General features: G+C 58.6%; 15 protein-coding genes. 2 read left to right on the forward strand and 13 right to left on the reverse strand.

The genetic code is table 11. From position 1 onward, the window contains the following. Positions 1–177 precede the first annotated feature (177 nt). The 11 genes from BMY73_RS25720 to BMY73_RS25770 form a co-directional block, all read right to left on the reverse strand. Positions 178–657 (reverse strand): SRPBCC family protein, encoded by a 480-nt coding sequence (locus BMY73_RS25720; RefSeq protein ID WP_062391059.1) that lies wholly within the window; start codon positions 655–657, stop codon positions 178–180. Positions 658–708: 51 nt separating this feature from the next. Continuing rightward, on the reverse strand, positions 709–4,161 hold the full coding sequence (locus tag BMY73_RS25725; RefSeq protein WP_092410667.1) for a non-ribosomal peptide synthetase: 3,453 nt from the start codon (positions 4,159–4,161) through the stop codon (positions 709–711). Next, positions 4,158–5,102 carry a diiron oxygenase gene (locus BMY73_RS25730; protein WP_092410669.1) on the reverse strand — a complete coding sequence of 315 codons (945 nt, stop codon included), beginning with the start codon at positions 5,100–5,102 and terminating at the stop codon, positions 4,158–4,160. Before BMY73_RS25730 ends, BMY73_RS25725 begins: the two co-directional genes overlap by 4 nt. 49 nt (positions 5,103–5,151) lie before the next feature. After that, positions 5,152–5,928 (reverse strand): DUF3050 domain-containing protein, encoded by a 777-nt coding sequence (locus tag BMY73_RS25735; protein WP_062391044.1) that lies wholly within the window; start codon positions 5,926–5,928, stop codon positions 5,152–5,154. A 798-nt stretch (positions 5,929–6,726) separates the two neighbouring features. Next, positions 6,727–7,479: a thioesterase II family protein gene (locus tag BMY73_RS25740; RefSeq protein WP_092410671.1), complete on the reverse strand. Its 753-nt coding sequence runs from the start codon at positions 7,477–7,479 to the stop codon at positions 6,727–6,729. A 183-nt stretch (positions 7,480–7,662) separates the two neighbouring features. Next, a complete protein-coding gene (locus BMY73_RS25745; protein WP_062391060.1) occupies positions 7,663–8,406 on the reverse strand; it encodes a GntR family transcriptional regulator in 744 nt (247 codons plus the stop codon). Between the two features lie 420 nt (positions 8,407–8,826). Continuing rightward, entirely contained in the window at positions 8,827–9,831 is a 1,005-nt protein-coding gene (locus BMY73_RS25750; RefSeq protein WP_062391046.1) for an aldo/keto reductase, read from the reverse strand. Between the two features lie 323 nt (positions 9,832–10,154). Further along, positions 10,155–11,339, reverse strand: a complete 1,185-nt coding sequence (locus tag BMY73_RS25755; RefSeq protein ID WP_092410673.1) for an MFS transporter — start codon at positions 11,337–11,339, stop codon at positions 10,155–10,157. 187 nt (positions 11,340–11,526) lie between these two features. After that, the gene (locus tag BMY73_RS25760) at positions 11,527–12,348 is read right to left on the reverse strand and encodes an ABC transporter substrate-binding protein (RefSeq protein ID WP_092410675.1); all 822 of its coding nucleotides are present in this window, start codon (positions 12,346–12,348) and stop codon (positions 11,527–11,529) included. A gap of 22 nt (positions 12,349–12,370) precedes the next feature. Next, the gene (locus BMY73_RS25765; RefSeq protein ID WP_062391049.1) at positions 12,371–13,135 is read right to left on the reverse strand and encodes an amino acid ABC transporter ATP-binding protein; all 765 of its coding nucleotides are present in this window, start codon (positions 13,133–13,135) and stop codon (positions 12,371–12,373) included. Positions 13,136–13,156: 21 nt separating this feature from the next. Continuing rightward, positions 13,157–14,035 carry an amino acid ABC transporter permease gene (locus BMY73_RS25770; RefSeq protein WP_092410677.1) on the reverse strand — a complete coding sequence of 293 codons (879 nt, stop codon included), beginning with the start codon at positions 14,033–14,035 and terminating at the stop codon, positions 13,157–13,159. 311 nt (positions 14,036–14,346) lie between these two features. Here BMY73_RS25770 and BMY73_RS25780 point away from each other — a divergent pair, with 311 nt between their 5' ends. Next, on the forward strand, positions 14,347–15,312 hold the full coding sequence (locus BMY73_RS25780) for a LysR family transcriptional regulator (RefSeq protein WP_092410681.1): 966 nt from the start codon (positions 14,347–14,349) through the stop codon (positions 15,310–15,312). 33 nt (positions 15,313–15,345) lie between these two features. Here BMY73_RS25780 and BMY73_RS25785 read toward each other — a convergent pair whose 3' ends face one another. Continuing rightward, a complete protein-coding gene (locus BMY73_RS25785) occupies positions 15,346–16,038 on the reverse strand; it encodes an HAD-IA family hydrolase (protein ID WP_092410683.1) in 693 nt (230 codons plus the stop codon). A gap of 216 nt (positions 16,039–16,254) precedes the next feature. Here BMY73_RS25785 and BMY73_RS25790 point away from each other — a divergent pair, with 216 nt between their 5' ends. Beyond that, positions 16,255–17,742 carry a YdgA family protein gene (locus BMY73_RS25790; RefSeq protein WP_092410685.1) on the forward strand — a complete coding sequence of 496 codons (1,488 nt, stop codon included), beginning with the start codon at positions 16,255–16,257 and terminating at the stop codon, positions 17,740–17,742. A gap of 319 nt (positions 17,743–18,061) precedes the next feature. Here BMY73_RS25790 and BMY73_RS25795 read toward each other — a convergent pair whose 3' ends face one another. Continuing rightward, positions 18,062–19,192 (reverse strand): mechanosensitive ion channel family protein, encoded by a 1,131-nt coding sequence (locus BMY73_RS25795; protein ID WP_062391055.1) that lies wholly within the window; start codon positions 19,190–19,192, stop codon positions 18,062–18,064. Between the last annotated feature and the right edge of the window lie 107 nt (positions 19,193–19,299).

A 19,299-nucleotide genomic window follows, 5' to 3' on the forward strand; every position in this document is an offset into this window, starting at 1 on the left:
TGCATCGCCGATGGTAGTGTGGGGTTTCCCCATGTGAGAGTAGGTCATCGTCAAGATTCAATTCCGAAACCCCTGTCTGCTTACGCAGCCAGGGGTTTTGTCGTTTCAGGACAACAAAAAGCCCGCTTGGACCTGATGACCTGATCCATAGCGGGCGTTCGCCTGAAAGGTCGTTTATCAGGCGAAGAGCTTTTTCACGTTGCTCATGGCGTCGTCAGCAAAGCTTTGAAGGAAGTTGCGGAATTCTTCAGGGCTGGCCGGATTGTCCTGAGCGGGTTCTGCGATGATCGTCCAAGTCGCGTCGCAACTGCGTTCACCGGTAGGCGCTACCGTCATGGACGCCCAGAGGTTGCGGATTCCAAGATTGTTATAAATCGTTGTCCAGGTCATGGACAGCGCATAGTCATCACGGGAATTCAATTGCTCGATGACGGCCAGGCCCCCTTCTTTGAATTTCTTGTGGCGAACCGCACCCGGTCCGGTGCCGATGACCTCGATGCTGGCCAGCGCTGGAATGAATGTCGCGAAACCGCCGAAGTCACCCACGACAGCCCAGACTGCCTGCGTGTCTCCAGGGACTGAAACTGTCGACACGACCGGGTTGCCAACAGGGTTGCTGATCAAGGTGTCGGGTTTCAGATTGTGATTCGTGTTGATTGCGTTCATGTCGTTCTCCATGACGTACGTGAGTGCTGCATTTGGGGTGAGTCAGATGAAATCGATTTCTTTCAGGTAGTCGCAGCCTTTGCGCAGGAGCTCCGGTGATTTCTGCGGGTATCGTTCGCCCATGCGTTGCACGCCGGCCAAGGCGTTCTGGTATGCGATCGTCGAGATGTCGCCGATGTCTTCCTCGAAGCCATCGAGGTAGAACCCCAGCACGCCGAACAGCGCGTTCTGGCTGTCCACCCGCTTGAGCTGCGTCTGCCAGTGCGCGACGCTGACCATCTCGAATTCGCGACCGGCTTCGCGGAACGCATCGACGTAACCGGTCCAGCTCAAGGGCTCAGGGTTGTGCAGGTTGAATACCGCGCGTGAAGGTTGATAACGGCTGCTGTGAAAACCGATGAAGCGGGCTAGGAAGTCCACGGGCATCAGGTCGAAGGTCATCGAGAAGTCGGGCACCTGACCCAACTGCATCGAACCCTTGAGCATCAGCATCAAGCGGTTCTTATGTGGCTGACAGACGCCGGTGACGCTGTTGAAGGCGATGTTGCCAGGGCGGTAGATGTTGACCCACGTACCCTGATCGCGCGCCTGCTGCAGGACGCGCTCAGCGACCCATTTGGAGAGGTTGTAGCCATTCTTGATGTAGATCGGTGGTGTCTCGGCCGCAGGCGCCTCCAGAACGCTGCCATCGGCGTCTACGGCGCTCGAGGCGGAGAGCGTCGAGACGAAGTTGAACACCTTCTTGCTGCGCCCTTCGCACAACCTCAGGCACTCGAAGATCGGTTTGACGTTGTCCCTGACGAGCGTCTCGTAATCCTGGACATGATTGACGTTGGCTGCGTTGTGGATCAAAGCGCCGAACTCACGATCCAGTCGCTCATAAACGTCGTCAGTCAGGCCGAGCTGCGGCCGGGTAATGTCGGCGGCATAGACCCGGACCCTGTTCAGGTCCAGATGCTCCAACCGGTTTTCGCGCAAGGATTGAACAAACCGGTCCTGCGCCGTCATGCCGTCGCCTTCACGGACGAGGCACGCCACCTCGGTCGCACCCCACGCCAAAAGTGCCTCGACGAGGTGAACACCCAGAAAGCCATTGGCACCGGTGACGATGATCTTGTGTACGTCGCCGAGTTTGCCTACGGGCAAGACCGACATCTTGAAGGGCGTCGAAGCATCTTTAAGCGCTTGCGCACTGACCGTCCAGGATGAAGTGCCGTCACTTGTGATCAATGATGCAAGATTGATCAGCGTGGGCGATTCGATGAAGCGGTTGATGGGGATACTGCGGCCAAATTGATCGCGGATGCCTAGCAGCATTTGCGACAGCAGAATCGAGTGACCGCCGAGGTTGAAAAAGCTTTCATCGGTCGAAATGTCCCCGGGAGGGAGCTCCAGCAGCTCGGCCCACAGTTTCTGCAGGATTCGCTCATTCTCGGTTTCCGGCGGACGGCGTGGCGCTTGCTCCGCCATGTTGACCGGCAATTGCAGCAGCGCTTTGCGGTCAATCTTGCCGTTATTGGCGAAGGGCATTGTTGCCAGCTCGGTGTAGGCTGCCGGGCGCATGTACTCAGGCAGCAAACGCTCTACGTGGGCCTTGAGCTGATGCCGCGCAGCGTCGGGTTCGACACCGTGCGGTTGCGCTAAAAACGCGAGAATCCGGCGTTGATCATCGATCACCACTGCGACCTGTCGGTACACTTGGCTGTCGCGCAGGCAGTGTTCGATTTCTTCCGGTTCAACCCGGAAACCCCGGATCTTCACCTGATTGTCCCGTCGCCCGGACAACTCCACGCCCTCGTCGCCCCACTTGCCGATATCACCCGTGCGGTAGGCGCGCACGCTTTCTCCGTCACCAAGCGCGATCCGCACGTAGCGTTCGTCGGTCAGGACTGGATTGTGGATGTAACCCAGACCGACGCCAGGCCCCACGATGTACAACTCGCCCGGTGTCTGCTGGGCAACCGGCTGCATCTGCTCGTCAAGAATCAACAACTGACTGTTGGCGATAGGCCGACCCAGATTGCGATTGCTGCTGCCCGGCTGGAACTGGCCCGCAGTGATCAGCACCGTGGCTTCCGTCGGGCCGTAAAGGTTGTGGAACTGACAATGCGCCGCCAGCCGCTCGATCACATACGGCTCGCAGACATCGCCGCCCGTGCAGAGATGCTCGAGTTTCAAAGGGCGCTCCACTGGCAGAATGCTGAGCAACGCAGGCGGTAGAAAGGCGTGGCTCAGGTTCTGGTCGAGCAGCTCCATAAGCTGCAGCGGATCTCGGCGTTGGTCTTCGCTGGCGACCACCAGTTCGGCGCCGCTTAGCAGTGTCGGAAAGATGTCGATCACTGAGGAATCGAAACTCAACGTCGAAAACTGCAGTACACGGCTGTGCTCCGACAGACCGACATACTCGGCGTGCCACGCGGTAAAGTGGCTCAGGTTACGCTGGCTGAGCATGACGCCCTTGGGATGCCCGGTCGTGCCGGAGGTGTACAGCGCCATGCACGGGGCTTCGGTCTCCGGGCGGACCCACATGAATGACTGCTGCGTCGCCATGACTTCTACCGCGCTGATATCCAGCCCCGGCAGGCTTTGACCTGCAAGCGGATGCTGACCGTCATGCAGCAGCAACGCTGCTTTGGCGTTTTCAAGGATGTACTGCTGGCGTTGCAGCGGCTGACCCGGATCGAGCGGCAGATACACCGCGCCACACCCAAGAATCGCGATAATCCCCGCGAACAATGCGGCGCACTTCGGCAGACAGATGCCGATCACCAGTGGCTCGTCTGCAGAACGTGTGAGTAGCGGCAGCATCTGCGCCTGGATGGCCACGCTGTGTTCGCGCAATGCGTCATAACGAATGCGTTGGCCGTCGATACTCAAGGCATAGCGGTCCGCAAACGTCGCGAAGCTCTGATCCAGGCGTGCCACCATCGGTTGCCGCGCGATGCTCAGCAGGTGCGGTTGCGCGGTCTGGTTAAAACGGTGTTCGAACGCCAGTCGATCCAGTGTGTGCAGACCCTCCTGCCATTCACTCTGTGGCGGCTCGACACGTTCGGACGGTAGAGAGAAGCTGGCGTCCCGAGCGAGACGGCTGACCAGCAAGGCGACGGCGTCCACCAGCGCCGCGATAGCGGTGTCGCGTAGCATTCGACCGTTACCTGAGGGCTCGGCCGGTACCGCGCGGCGTGCGATAAGCTTCTGGGCGACGGCCGAGCCATACCAGCACAGCAATTCCAGTCGAGGTAATGCGCCCGGCAAGTCAGGGGTGAGCCCGACACGCAGACCAAGGTGTACGTCGGTTTTGAATGCGGCGAGACGCGTGCTGGTCAGCGCCAGCGTGCCATCGTCGATAAGCAAAGAAGCGCCGTATACCGGACTGTGTTCCAGCGTCTGCGCGTCCGCAAGTCGATGAGTCAGATGCCCGTGAGCTTCCAGCTCGGTATTGAGCGCGTCGAGGGCTTGACTGTGACCAATGAGTAAAATGTCCAGACGTTTCATTGGGCCACTCCTGCCGGCAAATAGTCGGCGAGCGCATGTTGTACACAGGCGGAGTCGAGCATCGAGCTGGTTTTGAAGAAGCGCACGATGTTGCCCACCAACGGGTGGTGGCGGTTGATCGGGAAGCACATGGCTTGGGTTTCGTCTTTGAGCGCCTGTTTGACGGGCTCGGTGACCGTAAGCTGGTCGATCAACACAAAGTCGAAGGACCTCTGGATGTCGTTGGTCAAATATTGAGCAATGAACACCGGCATGATGCGGGCGATGGTTTCTCGGTCCTGCTCAGGGGCCGCGTGCCAGTAAATACGCACCAATCTTGCCCAGAAGCCCGAATGCCGGCCTTCGTCCAGCAGATGGTCCGCCATCAGGCCCTTGATCGATTGCTTGACCGTCTCGTCCTTGGCGAACGCGGCGACGTCGTTGGTTACGGTGTTCTCAGCAATAGCGACACAGATCAGCTCGACTGCGCTGCGCAGGTGGTCGGGTGCGAGCGCCAATGCAGCGGGAATCGCCCGACTCAGCTCGATTTCATGTGGAAGTTGAATGGGCTGAATGCCCGTCAGCGCGATGGTTTGTTGCATGAAGTCCATCGCCACCAGCGCGTGGTAATCCTCATCCACGACCACGGTCATGGCGTCGTATCGGCACGCGAAGGGAAAGCGGATCGCGAAGTGATCCTTGGCGATGCTGCGTGCGGTTTTGTCGACGATCTCGGTCTCGAAAATCACCACGTCGTTGATGAACTTGTACAAGCTCTGGATCAACGCGAAGTCACGCAGGTGCGGGCACTCACGGGTGAAGGTCTCACTGAGCACCAGCGGCTGGCGACTCAGTGGATAGATGAGCTTTTCATCGTTTTCGACGATGCGGCGCGGGCGTGTGCGGATGGTTGCACGGCCTTCCCAGGCATCGACGAATGACAGGTAGTCTTCGGCTTTCATGATGTCGTCCCTGTATGGGTGAGTGAGGTAGCGGCAAGCAGCGACTGGTTCATGCGCTGGCCTCCAGCGCCGGTTCGCGCATGCTCACGCGTAGCGCGTCCCACAGCGCTATGCGGCTCTCCACGGCGGCAATGGCAGCCTCGTAGACTTCGCGTTCGCGTTGCTCGTCGCCGTCCACGAGGCGTGCAAGCAAGGATTCGGCAGCTGGCCCGTGGTCCTCGGAGTCCACCTCGATGTGCCGTTCCAGGTAGTAGCGGAAGGTGGGTGCCTGATTGGCGGTAATTCCCCAGTCGTCGAGGATGCGTTGGAACATCTGCGGGATGACGCTTTCACGTCCATGGAGAAACGCTGCGGCCACGCTGTGCGCGGGAGCATTGATTGCGGTGTCGAGGGTGTCGCGAACAAACCGGCAGGCGGCCTTTTCAACGTTGACGCTCTCCAGTGCGGTTTCGTAATGCACCCCTTCCTTCTGCAGGGCAACGAAGCGCTCGACACGGGCGGTGCTGGCGCCGACTTCCCGCATGGCGTCCAGATACAACTCGAAATGGCTGTAATGGCCGTGATCGACGCGATTGTCTGACTCTTCTCCCAGTACAATTTCATTGATCAGCCGCGCCGCTTTGGCGTCTCTTGGCGGCAACCAAGGTAATTGCGTGCAACTGAGCTCCTGTTGCAGACGTTTGGTCAGTGACATGAAGTCCCAGACAGCAAAGACGTGAGCTTCCATAAACCGTCGGAGTACATCCAGTGAATCAATTTCGGAGAAGATCGGGTGAGCACTGAGTTCCGATTTCTTGCGGTTCAATAGTTGTTTCTGAGTGTTCATAGAGACGTCCTTGAGTGTTGAAGTTGCAAGTTGTTGTGCGCATGGGTAGTCGGCATGAAGTGAAAGTTGGCCCAGGCTTATAAGCGTTGGTCCGTTTTTCACGATCGGCGACCGAGCGCAGTCCTCGAACAGAACTTCGTTTAGTTAACGTATTTGATGAATCAGGAATTAGTTTTCCTGCGTCGAGCTCCCTGTTGGTGCTGGTTTATACAGCTTGTCGTGGACAGGTGAGCGGCGACGGGAAAACGTTAAAACACTTGTTAAGGCGAGGGCAAATGCTTTTTTATAATTTTTAAGTTTGGGAAAATCTGCGGCAATAGTTGGGCGTTAAAACTTATGAGTTAAGTTTTATTGGCGCGAGCGCAACCCTTCCAACTCAAATGAGTCAGAATTGATAATAATGAACGAATGCCTCGTTCAGCATTGCGCGTTAACTGAATAATCGGTTTTGAATGAATTTTATGTGGGCGACGTTGAGGGGCATCCCTCATGACGTCTCCGCCCTTTGCACTGCTCCTTTTATTGCTTCATGACATGCGTTTACGGCATCGACTGCAGCCGATGTCGTTCTGCGAGTGTGCCTGAAACACAGAAACGCGCTGTGTCCAGGCCGGGAGATTTCACGATAGGTGAGCAGGCTGGCGGGCGCAGAAAGCTTGTCGGGAGGAGACTGTTTATGAATGCATTGCGCCGACACCTCAGGTGCGGGCGGACGAGCGGGGGAGGCTACAACCTTTTCGGCGCAGGTCCCCAGCCGTTGTTTCCCAACGACAGGGGAGAAGCTCGCTGCGCGGTCTGTCAGACGCTCAGCAGCCCCAGGTGGGTATTGATGATGTGCAGCAGTCGGTTGCGCTGCGCTCTGAGGAAATAATGATCGCCGCGGACTTCGATCAGCTCGAATTCGCGACGTGTGAACTCGCGCCAGTTCATCATGCTGGCGGCAGTGTCGAGGGGGTCTTCGCTGCCGTAAAGGGCGGTCAATGGAATGTTCAGACCTCCGTCAGGGCAATGCGACCACAATTCGGAAAGCTTCAGGTCGCTGCGCATGACGGGTTCGAACAGGCGCATCAGCTTCTTGTCATGAAGTATCGACTCGGGCGCCGCGCCAAGCTTGATCAACGCCTCGATGAAGTCGTCTTTGGGCAACGTATGCAGGTAGGGTTTAGGCTGTTGGCTGTCGGGACTGCGGCAGCCGGAGATGAACAGGTGCCGGGTAGAGCCGGGATACCGCGCTTGCGCCAATCGAGCCATTTCGTACGCCAGACGGCCACCGAAGCTGTGACCGTAAAATGCGTGCGGCTCGGTCAGATAGGGTTGCAGCGCAAAAAAGGTGTCCTCCAGCAGCGGCGCCCATTGATCGTAAGGCGTTTCCTTGAGGCGACTGCCGTGACCAGGCAGGCGCAGTGTCACCAGTTCGATGTGATCCGCGAGGCCGTCCGACCAGTCACGAAACTGCTCCGGATCACCGCCCGCATGCGGGAAGCAGATCAGGCGTGTTCTGATTGGGTGTCCTGAATTGACCACCATCAGCCATTTGTTTTTGGCATTCACTCCGCTTTCCCCAAGCCTGTTTGTACAGGCTTATCACAACCGTGGGGCCGGGTCCTTCGGCGCTGGCACCACTGCAACCGGTGCTCATTGAACCCTTGCCTCATCCGGTTGCGTGCGGCAACTGCAGACAGGGGGGCGAACTGCTGGACGTGAGCCTGGTCGCTGCTCACGATCGTTGAACCCTCACTGGACGAGGGCGCGCTTCCTTGATGCCGTGGCGGACTTGGCGACTTCCGCCGGGCGGCTTTTCAGGTAGGTATTGATGGCTTCGACACCACGGTTCAAGTGATGGGCAAGGGCATGGACCGTTGCCTCGACGGCACCTTCCCCAGCCATCTGCAACAACTCCATGTGGTCGTGCTGGGACAGCTTGCCCAGCCCCATGTACTTGAGGTTGAAACGCAGGAAGCGCTCCTCCTCGTTCAGACCGTCCTCGACCAGCTTGAGCAGGCGTTTGTTCTGCGCCCGGGAGTACAGCGTCATGTGGAACAACCGGTTGAGCGTGCCAATCTTCGAGTAATCGGTTTCAAGCTCGAGTTGTTCGATGTAACTGCGGGCCAGGTCGATATCGACAGTTGTCAGCAACGGTATCGACTGTCGCAGGGCCTCGGACTCCAGCAAGATGCGCAGCGCATAGGCATCGGTGGCATCTTCGTTGATCAGTGGGGCGACGACGGCGCCCTTGTGGGTCTCCACGCGCAGCAGCGATTGAGCTTCAAGCTGTCGCAGGGCTTCACGCACGGGCATACGGCTCACACCAAAGAGTGTGGCCAGCTCCTGCTGGCGCAAGGCAATGCCTGCGGGCAGGCGTCCGTCGAGAATCGCGGCGCGTAGTTTTTCTTCGATGACTGCGCGCGCAAGGTGCGCAGGCGGTTGCTCGTCGCCGAGAACTTCCCGCAGAAATTTTTCTTTCTCAGTCCTGCGTATCGATGACATCTTCTTCACTGATCAGGGATTGGATCCAATGGAACGCTAGAGGCCGCAACACGGCTTGTCAACCGTGAGCTATCGTTTCGCCCGCTAAGGTGGCCCGCATTCTACAAGGCTTCGTAGCATTGATGTGCCTGCCGTGTCCTATCCTTTGGATGACACGTGGCGTCGGAAAACGGTCGTCTGGACGCAGCATTTCAACGGCCACGTCGTCAGACGATCGAACTCATCGAACGGAAGATCAATGATCGCCAGATGCCATTATTTTCCTCGGTTGGCGGCTCGACGGCGAGTACCTCCGGTCGATCCCATGGATTGAGCGCACTGGCGACCCGTTTCGCGATCGAGGTGTCACGTCATGTTTGCAGGTGATACACCTGATCGCGGGCGAGTTCACACTTGGACAGGCCGCCTGTCTTAGAGATAACGGCCTGTCACAAAGTGCTGTACATCATTGAAGCCGGGTGTCGAGGCATGGCCCGGTGTTACCAGCGAGTCGATGAAGGCCTCGTCTTCCGATGTGATCTTCACGCTCAGTGCCTTGGTGTAGCTGTCCCATTGGTCTTCAGTGCGAGGGCCGACGATGGCCGAGGTCACCGCCTGATTGTTCAGCACCCACGCGATGGCGAACTCGACAAGACCGACACCTTTGTCCTTCGTATACGCCTGCAGCTTCTGCGCGATATGCAGCGACTCCGTCCGCCATTCGGTTTCCAGGATGCGCTTGTCCTGACGGCCCGCGCGGGTACTGCTGTCGGGCGTGACGTCCGGTGCGTATTTGCCGCTGAGCACGCCGCGAGCCAGCGGGCTGTATGGCACCACGCCCAGGCCATAGAACCTGGCCGCAGTGATCTGCTCCAGTTCCGCCTGACGGTTGACGATGTTGTACAACGGCTGGCTGATGACCGGCTTGTCGACGCCCAGGCGCTGCGCAACGTTGACCACTTCAGCGATGCGCCAGCCACGGAAGTTCGAAACGCCCCAATAACGGATCTTGCCCTCGCGGATCAGATCGCCGATGGCCGACACCGTCACTTCAAGTGGCGTGCTGTGGTCTTCCTTGTGCAGGTAATGGATGTCGATGTAGTCGGTGTCCAGACGACGCAGACTGGACTCGATCTCGTTGAAAATGTGCTTGCGGTTCAGACCGCTGGTGTTTGGCGCGGTGTTGCCGGAGCTGCTGCCGACTTTAGTGGCCAACACCCATTCGCTGCGGCGTCTGGCAATGGCCTCGCCGACGATTTCTTCTGAACGACCGGCGTTGTAGACGTTGGCCGTGTCGATGAAGTTCACGCCTTGGTCCCAGGCTTTGTCGATGATGCGCAGCGACTCTTCGGTGCCGGTCTGCACACCGAACATCATGGAACCCAGGGTCAGCGTCGAAACCTTGAGGCCGGATTGGCCAAGCGTGCGGTAGATCATTGCTCGATATCCTTTTCGTCAGGGAAGTGGAAATCAGGACAGTCTGGGCAGGCTCGATGCTCTGGAAGGGGCCCGTCAGACCGACAGCTCTAGACCGGACATACTCGCCTGTTTGCGGCGGATTTGAAAAGTAACAATTTCGACTGTTCGAGATACCGGTGCTCGTCTGTTGCACTGAGCGTCGTCCACCCTGTAGGAGCGCGCTTGCCCGCGAATGCGGTGTGCCGGTTGATGTATTCGGCTCTGGCATAACGCATTCGCGGGCAAGCGCGCTCCTCAGGTTTTCATTCGCCCGGGAGCGAGTTGGTACTCAGTCTGGCGGTTCAGAGCGGGATATCGACATGACTGAGCTTCGCGCGTCGCCCGCTGAGAAAACACAACGTTCCCCCCGCCGCCGTCAGGCACGCCAGGACATAGAACATCGTCGGCGCTGGGGTATTGATCAATAGATAGCCACAAATCACCGGGCTCATCGCGCCGCCGAACGCCGCCAGATTCTGTGCGCCCAGGTAACTCCCACGCAGATGCTCGGGGGCAATGGTGTCGACGAACAGGTACTCGGCCGGATAAATGATCATCTCACCCAAAGTGAAGACGAACATCGCCGCGCACCATGCCGCCGTGGTCTGCGCAAAGCTGAAACCGATGAGACCGACAGCGAACAGCGCAGTGCCCAAGCATATCCAGTACGGCAACTGCTCGCGCTTGAGAAAGCGACCGATCTGATACTGCATCAGGATGACCGTCACGGCGTTGCAGGCCAGGACCGCCGAAAGGATTTTCAGCGCCTGCGCCGAGGTGTGAGTGACCAGCAAAAACTGAGAGAGATACAGCGTATAGCGGCCATGCACGATGGTGCTGAGCAGGCTGCCGCCGGTGAACAGGATCAACGTTCGATCGCTTTTGAGTGTCGCCAGGGTGTCGAGAAAACTGCGGGGTTGATGCTCACGATCAGCCACGGTCGGCGGGATGCCGATCATGAGAAACAGGCTGCCGAACGCGATGGCGCTGGCGATCAGAAACGGCGCCAGCGGCAAGTGGCCGGCAATCAATACGCCAAGCATCGGGCCGGTGGCGTAGCCGATGTTGGTCAGGGTATAGCGCAGTGAGAACACTTTGGCGCGGTCGCCGATGGGCAGGTTTTCGCTGATGATCGCCTTGGACCCGATCAGAAAAAGCGCTGACGCGGTCTCGGTGATGACCAGGGTCAAGGTGGTGAGGTAGACGTTCTGGGCAAGGGTCAGCAGGGTGAAGCCGATGGCGCTGGACAGCATCGCCAGGATCAGCAGCTTGCGTTTTTCCAGGCGGTCGATGACGTAGCCGCCATACAACCCCAACAGGGTGGCGAGGAACACCGCGATCCCCATCAACAACCCGACATCTTGCTGGTTCAGTCCCAGTCTGGTGGCCAAGAACAGCGTCAGCAACGGGCTGGTCATCGCGCGGCTCATGACGATGGTGAGCGAGCACACCATCAGGCGGCGAATGACGAGGGAGTAGGTGGCCACTGTTGTTCTTATGTCCTTTGTGTTGCCTTGCCGAAGAGCCGCTGAAGCACCGCGATCCCCTGTAGGAGCGCGCTTGCCCGCGATTGAGGTGAGTCAGACGATAATTCCGTATCTGACATAACCCATTCGCGGGCAAGCGCGCCCCTACAGGATCGTGTTGCGGGATCGTCCGTGCAGGCTCGCGCTATTACTTGCCCTGATTCATCTCGATCCTGGTCACTGCACCTTGCTCCAGGTCCCATTTCTTGAGGATCTTGCCGTAGGTGCCGTCATCGACCATGGCCTGCATCGCTTCGGCGATGGCTTTAGCCAGCTCCGGGTTGGACTTGTTCACGCCCAAGCCGGTGAATTGCTTGGAGATCGGCTGGCCGATTGGTTTGTAGGTGTCCTTTTCCTGCAACATCAGGTAAGGAATGGTTTCGCTGCCTTGCATGGCTGCATCCAGACGGCCCTGACGCAGTTGCGCGCGCGCATCGGCGGAGCCTTCGGAGCCGGTCACGATAATAGCGGGCTTACCGGCTGCTTCGCAGTTTTCCTTGCTCCATGCCGCGATTTCCGCAGGCCAGGTGGTGCGTCGGCTGGTGCCGACTTTCTTGCCGCACAGGTCGGTCAGTTGATTCAGCTCGGTGTTCTTGGTCAGCGTGTACAACTGCGGGCCGCTGGTGAAGTAGTCGATGAAGGTCACCGACTTCTGACGCTCTGCGGTGTCGGTCATGCCCGACAGAATGATATCGAAGCGCTTGGTCACCAGGCCGCTGACCATCTGCTCGAACGCAGTCTCCTGCCAGCTGATTTTCACGCCCAGACGTTCGGCCAGTGCGTTACCCAGGTCCACGTCCAGGCCAGTCAGCGTGTTGGTGGCGGTGTCCTTGAAATCCATCGGCGGGTAGTTCGGCACGATGGCGGCTGTGATTTCGCCTTTCTCCTTGAGGCTGGCGGGCACGGCAGCCAATACCGAAGCGGAGACCATCAGGCCGGCGAGCAAGGTAGGGAGGATCATTTTTTTCATGGTCGTTCTCGTTTGTTCTGGTTTAGGTGCGAACGGCAGAAATGAAGCTTTGGGTTCTTGGGTTTTGTGGGCTTATTAGAATGTCTTCCGGGCTGCCGGCCTCCACAATCTGGCCGCCGTCCATGAACACCATGCGGTTGGAAACTTCGCGCGCGAAGCCCAGCTCATGGGTCACAACGATCATGGTCATGCCGCTGTGCGCGAGGTCGCGCATCACCGACAACACTTCGCCTACCAGCTCCGGGTCCAGGGCAGAAGTGGGTTCGTCAAACAGCATCAGCTTGGGCCGCATGGCCAGCGCGCGGGCAATCGCCACGCGCTGCTGCTGGCCGCCTGACAGCTCGACGGGATAGGCGTGACGTTTGTCTGCCAGGCCGACGCGGGCGAGCAGTTCGATCGCTTCTTCGTTGGCTTCCTTGGGCGAGCGCTTGAGCACCTGAATCGGGCCTTCGACCACGTTTTGCAGTGCGGTCATGTGCGGGAACAGGTTGAAGCGCTGGAACACCATGCCGGTGCTCAGTCGTTGGCGCGCGATCTGGGTTTCGTTCAGCTCGTGCAGCTTGTTGCCGACAATGCGGTAGCCGACCAGTTCGCCATCGACCCACAGGCCGCCTTTGTCGATCTTTTCCAACTGATTGACGCAACGCAGCAGCGTGCTCTTGCCCGAGCCCGAGGGGCCGATGATGCACAGCACTTCACCTTGCTCGACCTCAATGCTGACATCTTTGAGGGCGTGGAACTGGTCGTAGTATTTGTTCAGGCCGACGGCTTTGACGATGCTTCTCATATTGAATCTCCAGGGCCTGACTTACGAACGCTTGCCGGCGCCGCGTGCGAAGCGCCGTTCCAGACGGCTCTGGCCGAAGGACAGAACGGTGACCACGGCCAGGTACCAGATGCCGGCGACAATCAGCAGCTCCATGACGCGGGCGTTGGCGTAGTAAATGTTCTGCGCGTTATGCAGCAGCTCGGAGTACTGAATCACGCTGGCGAGGCTGGTCATCTTCACCATGCCGATGAATTCGTTACCAACGGGCGGAATGATCACGCGCATGGCCTGAGGCAGAATCACCCGACGCAACGCCTGTAGGCGCGGCATGCCAATGGATTTAGCGGCTTCGTACTGACCGGTGTCTACCGACAGCAGGCCCGCCCTGACGACTTCGGCGGTGTATGCACCCTGGTTAATGCTCAGACCCAGCAGCGCGGCGACGAAGGGAGTCATCAACGTGACGGTGTCGAGCTGGAACACACCGGGGATGCCGATCACCGGGAAGATCAGGGCCAGGTTGAACCACAGCAGCAGTTGCAGAATCAACGGTGTGCCGCGAAACAGCCAGGTGTACAGGATTGCTACGTAGCGCAGGATCGGGTTTGCCGACATGCGCATGATGGCCGTAATGACGCCGATCACCACGCCCAGAATCATCGCCAGGATCGACATGACGATGGTGTTGAGCAGGCCCCATAAAATCGCTTCGGAAGTCAGGAACTGGCCGATATAACCCCACTCGATCTGCCCGTTGGCGAACGCGCGAGCCAGGCCTGCCAATGCAATCACGATGAGGGTGGCAAAGAAAATCCGCCCGTAATAGCGGCGGGGTACGTGTTCGTACTGAGTGATGTCGAACGCGTCCTCGGACTTTTTGCGTTCGGCTTGCAGACGCTCTGCCTGATGCTGGTTCATGGTGTTTCTCCGACGCTGTGTTCAGGCGGCGTGTATTCGATGCCAGTGAACAGCCCTTCAAACCGGTCGAGCAGGGTGTGTACACGCATCGAGAACCGGGGTATTCGCTGAAAATTGAGGGCAGTTTCGAGTTGCAAGTCTTGATCAATGTGTCAGGTTTTATCGTCTTTAAATCAGCGAAGGGGTCGCTGATCAGGGCGCCATGCGTATGGTTGCCAATCGCCATTTTCTGTGTTCATTATTGTCATTCGGGCATGTTTTTGTTGTGGGTCAAAGCCTGTTGAATATAACGGGCGAGGTAAATAAGCATTATGGAAACTCCACTTTCCACTTCTGGAAACGTGCCGCCAAAACCGGGGATTCGACCGCCGTTATCGCTCAGTGGAATGGACTTCAAGCTGCTTCGGGTCTTTCAGGCCGTGGTCGAGGCGGGCGGTTTCAGTGCCGCGCAGAATGAGCTGAACGTAGGCCTGGCGGCGATCAGCAAGCAGATTTCGGACCTCGAAATCCGTATCGGCATGCGACTGTGTACCCGTGGACGGGAAGGGTTTCATCTGACGGAAGAGGGCAAACTGGTCTATCAGGCGACCATCGAACTATTTGCCTCGGTGGACACTTTCAGAGACCGGATTAGTTCGGCGCAAAACGAACTGATCGGCGACCTGAGTATTGGCGTTATCGATAACACGATGTCCGATAAAAGTTCACCGTTAATTGATTCGCTGAGAACAATGCACGATGAAGCACCCAAAGTAAGGCTGCGTGTCCACGCCTCACAACTCGACGACATTGAGCGCGGTGTGGTCGAAGGGCGTTTGAGTGTGGGCATCGTTCCGGTCTACCAGCGTCGCGAGGAGTTCGATTATTTCGAGCTTTACGAGGAGCTTTCCCACGCCTACTGCGCCGTAGGTCACCCGTTGTTCGACATGGCCGAGCACGATCTGGACGTCGACAGCCTTCGGCATTACCAGGTGATCAATCACCGATACGCCATTCACCGGGACAAGGCGAGCTTCGTCAATTACGACAGTCAGTCCGCATCGGCCTCGCAGGTAGAGGCCGTGGCGATTCTGATCATGACCGGGCGCTTCATCGGCTTTCTGCCCGAACACTATGCCCGCAATCAGGTGCGTGACGGCCAGCTCCGCGCCTTGCGTCCAGACCTCATTCACCTGAGCACGCCCTTCAACCTCATCCTGCGCCAGAGCGCGCCGCGCAGCCCGCTCGTGAAAGCCTTTGCGCAGTCGCTAGGTGTGGACTTGAAGCGCGTGGTCTGACGGGCGCGCACGGCCGGAACGAGCACGCTTGCGTTATGTGCGATACCCCGGCAAACCCCAATCCTCCAGCGGAAACTCCGCCAGCGATCCCAGCATCAGGTCGGCGTGCGCATATTGAGCCACCGGCATGTGCGAGTCAGGCACAGCCACGGCATACATCCCTGCGGTTTTGGCGGCCGTGACGCCAAACGGCGAGTCTTCAAAGACCAGGCAATCCTTTGGATCGACACCCAGCAGACGCGCAGCGGTCAGGAAGATATCCGGCGCCGGCTTGGCGGCCTTCACGTCTTGGTGGTCGGCGGTGACCACGTGCTTGAACAGCTCGAACCAGGAACGGTGATTGCTCGTCTTCACATGGAAGTAATGGAGTGAGGAGCTGGTGCCCACGGCAATCGGAATGTTGTGCTTGGCCAGATGACGCACCAGCGCTTCGGCTCCGTGCATAGGCTGTGCGTGCGGGAAACGCTCGTCGAGCATCGGCTGGCGAACGGTGAGGAATTCTTCCGGGGACATCGGCAGCTCAAGCGCGCTGATCACGTATTCCGCGAAATCCTGCGAGCCGCGCCCGATGGAGTGCTGTTTCACGGCCCAGTCGAAGGTTTTCCCGTGCCGGTTGGCGATGGTGTTGGTGACTTCGGTGTAGATGCCTTCTGTGTCCAGCAACAGGCCGTCCATGTCGAAAATCACCGCCTTGATCGGCCCTTTTGGTTTTTGCGTGTTGCTCATCTCATCGACCCCGTGTGCAGATTGATGCCCAGCCTAACGCCTCGGCAAAGGCCGTGGCTAGGCGCAACACCTGCAAAATGCCCTCGACAGGTGCTAATCTCGCCGGGCTCTCGGCAGCGCAAGGTGCTGCTCGGCCGTTGTATCTCAGCGCCGAAACCCTTCGGGGTCAGGGAAGACACGACCTCTCTTCAAGAACGGACATCTTCGAGTCGACACATGAAAAAATCAGTCAACATTGCCTTAGGCGTCGTCGTGGTTGCAGGCGCTCTCATCACTGCCGGTGCCTGGTACACGGGGACTCGCCTGGAAGGCGTACTCGGTGATGCCGTGCAGCAGGGTAATCAGCAAATTCAGGCCGCGTTCGTCGGCCATGAAGGAAGTGCGAGCGTCGAGCTACTGTCGCTGGATCGCCACTTCTTCACCAGTACCGCGCACTATAAATTCACGATCCAGAACCCCAGGCTAAATGACGGTCAGCCGGTCGAACTGCTTTTTGTGGATAACATCGAGCACGGCCCTTTCCCGTGGAGCCGCGTGAAGTCGCTGAATCTGGTGCCTGTCATGGCGGCCAGCAACATGGCCCTCGAGAAGAACGTGTTTTCCGAGAAGTGGTTCGCCATGACCCATGATAAAGCGCCGCTCACCGGGCATTTCAGCATGGGCTACGATCGCGCTGCATTGGGCCGTATCGAGTTCCTGCCGTTCCAGTTCGACGACCAGAACGGTTCATTCAAATTCTCGGGTTTCACCCTCAATGCATCGGGCAGCGCCAATGGCGAGAAGCTGGAAGCCAACGGCGTGCTGGGCAGTCTGGACGTCACAGCGACCTCCGAAGAAGGGCCTGTCAGCCTGTCGCTCCGTGATCTGACGTTCAACACGGGCGGGACCAAGGGCAAGTCGGGTTTCTACCTGGGACACAGCGATGCCAAGGTGACCTCGGCCACGTTCCAGGCGGCAGGTCGTCCGCCGGTGCAGTTCAAAGACTTCGTCAACACCAGTCTGTTGCAGGAAGTCGAAGGCAACCTCAACGCGCAGGTCACCTACGACATCGGCGACATCACGTTCGACGGCAAGGACGTTGGCTCATCGCAGATGGTCTGGAAGTTTGCCAACTTCGACATTGCTTCGACCAAGGCCCTGTTGCAGATCTACCAGGAAAAAATTCAGCCACAGGCCCAGGCTGCGGCGGCCGAGGGTGAGTCCTACACGCCACACCTGAGCCCGGCAGATCAGGCGCTGGTGCAGGCAGAAGTTGGCAAGCTGCTCTCGGCCAAACCTCATATCGAACTGGAAAAGCTGTCGCTGAAAACCGCCAACGGCGAGAGTCACTTCAGCCTGTCGATGGACCTGAGTAACCCGACCTCGCTTGATCAGCCGGGCGCCGCGCTGCTCAAACAGCTGGTGACGCAGCTGGACGCCAAATTGCTGCTGTCCAAACCGATGATTCAGGACCTGGCCAGCCTGCAGGCGCTGTCCGCTGGGCAGACCGACCACGCCGCCATCGCCGAACAGGCCAAAGGTGCTGCCGAGTCGGTGGGTGGTATGGCGATCATGCTGCAAGTGGGGAAAGTCGAAGGCGACAACATCACCTCCACCTTGCACTACGCCAACGATGTGGTGGACTTCAACGGCGTGAAAATGAGCGCCCAACAGTTTGCCGCCGCGATGATGGGCAAGGTGGTGATGTTCAATCAGGCGCAGTGAGGATTGAGTCGGGCCGCCGCCCGGTAAGATATCCCTGTGGGTGAGCGTTTACTGCCGCAAGCCCCACAGGTCAGTCTTTGCCAACGGGACCGGCGGTTCGAGGCCTATTCGATGCGACCAGTATCGAATATGGGAGCGTTTACTGCCGCAAGCCCTGCACTGATCCCTGTAGGAGCCGGCTTGCTGGCGAATGCGGTGGGTCAGCGCCATCCACAGTGGCTGATACTCCGCATTCGTGAGCAAGCTCACTCCCACAGGTCAGTCTTTGCAAGCGGATCGTTTTTCGCCGCGTGTTCAATCTGGTCAATATCGACGCCTGTTACACCGGTGGCTGACGCGCGATCTCAGTCGGCGGCTCATGACCGTCACGCTCTGGCTGCACGCCACGTGATGACATTTCCGCCCGCAGTTGTGGCAGACATTGCGGGTATTGCTTGGCGACAAAGCTGATCAACCGCTCGCGCATATGGCAGCGGGCATCCCAACTGCGCGACGAATCCACCGAACTCAACAGCACCCTCAACTGCATGGCCTTGTCCGTTGTGTCAGTGACCTGCAGCACACAGACCCGACCATCCCACAGATGCGGGATCTCTTTGCAGATACGCTCCGTCTCGGCCCGAAGCGCTTCCAGCGGCAGCGAGTAGTCCACCCACAGAAACACCGACCCGATCAGGCTCGACGTACTGCGCGTCCAGTTCTGAAACGGCTTTTCGATGAAATACTGCAGCGGAATCACCATCCGCCGCTCATCCCATATCTTCAGCACGACATAGGTGCCGCTGATCTCCTCGATGCGGCCCCATTCACCCTCGACGATCACCACATCATCCAGCCGGATCGGCTGCGAAATAGCGATCTGCAAGCCCGCGATCAGATTGCCCAGAACCGGTTTGGCCGCGAAACCCGCCGCCAGACCTGCAAGCCCTGCGGAAGCCAGCAAACTGGTACCGATCTGCCGCACCGGCGGAAAACTCATCAGGATCAGGCCGGTGCCGAACAGCAACACCAGCACGTTCAGACAGCGCACCAGCACACGCACCTGAGTCTGGATGCGCCGGGCTTGAAGGTTGTCCTCGATGTCCAGCGGGTTGCGGATCGCCACGGCCTCGCCGATGGCCTTCACACAACGCAAGGCCAGCCAGGTGAACGCGGCCACGACCAGCATCCCGTTGAGATGGCGTACGCCGTTGATCAACATCAGGTCGTCAGGCGCGGAGGTCCACACGGTCTGCAGCGCCAGCAGCGGTATCAGCCAGAGCGTCGGTGGCTCTGCGCGGTGAATCAGTTGTTGGGCGAAGACGAACGACTTGGCGACGCGTCGAAGTATCACCAGCGCAATCCAGCGCACCACCAGCGCGATGCAGACGGCAACAGTGGCGGCGATCAGGGTGTTCAGCCAAGGCAACGGTAGGGCATTGAGCCAGGCGTCCGGGAGTACATGTTCCATACAGGTCACTCGTGAGGAAGACGGTTCAAAGACAGAAGGTGTGAGCCCTACCGTCCCTCAATCGTTCCCCGGCTACCGGAGATTCGTGCAAATGAAATCTGCCGGGA

The sequence above is a fragment of the Pseudomonas sp. NFACC02 genome (genome assembly GCF_900110765.1).
In the GTDB taxonomy this organism is placed as follows: Bacteria; Pseudomonadota; Gammaproteobacteria; order Pseudomonadales; family Pseudomonadaceae; genus Aquipseudomonas.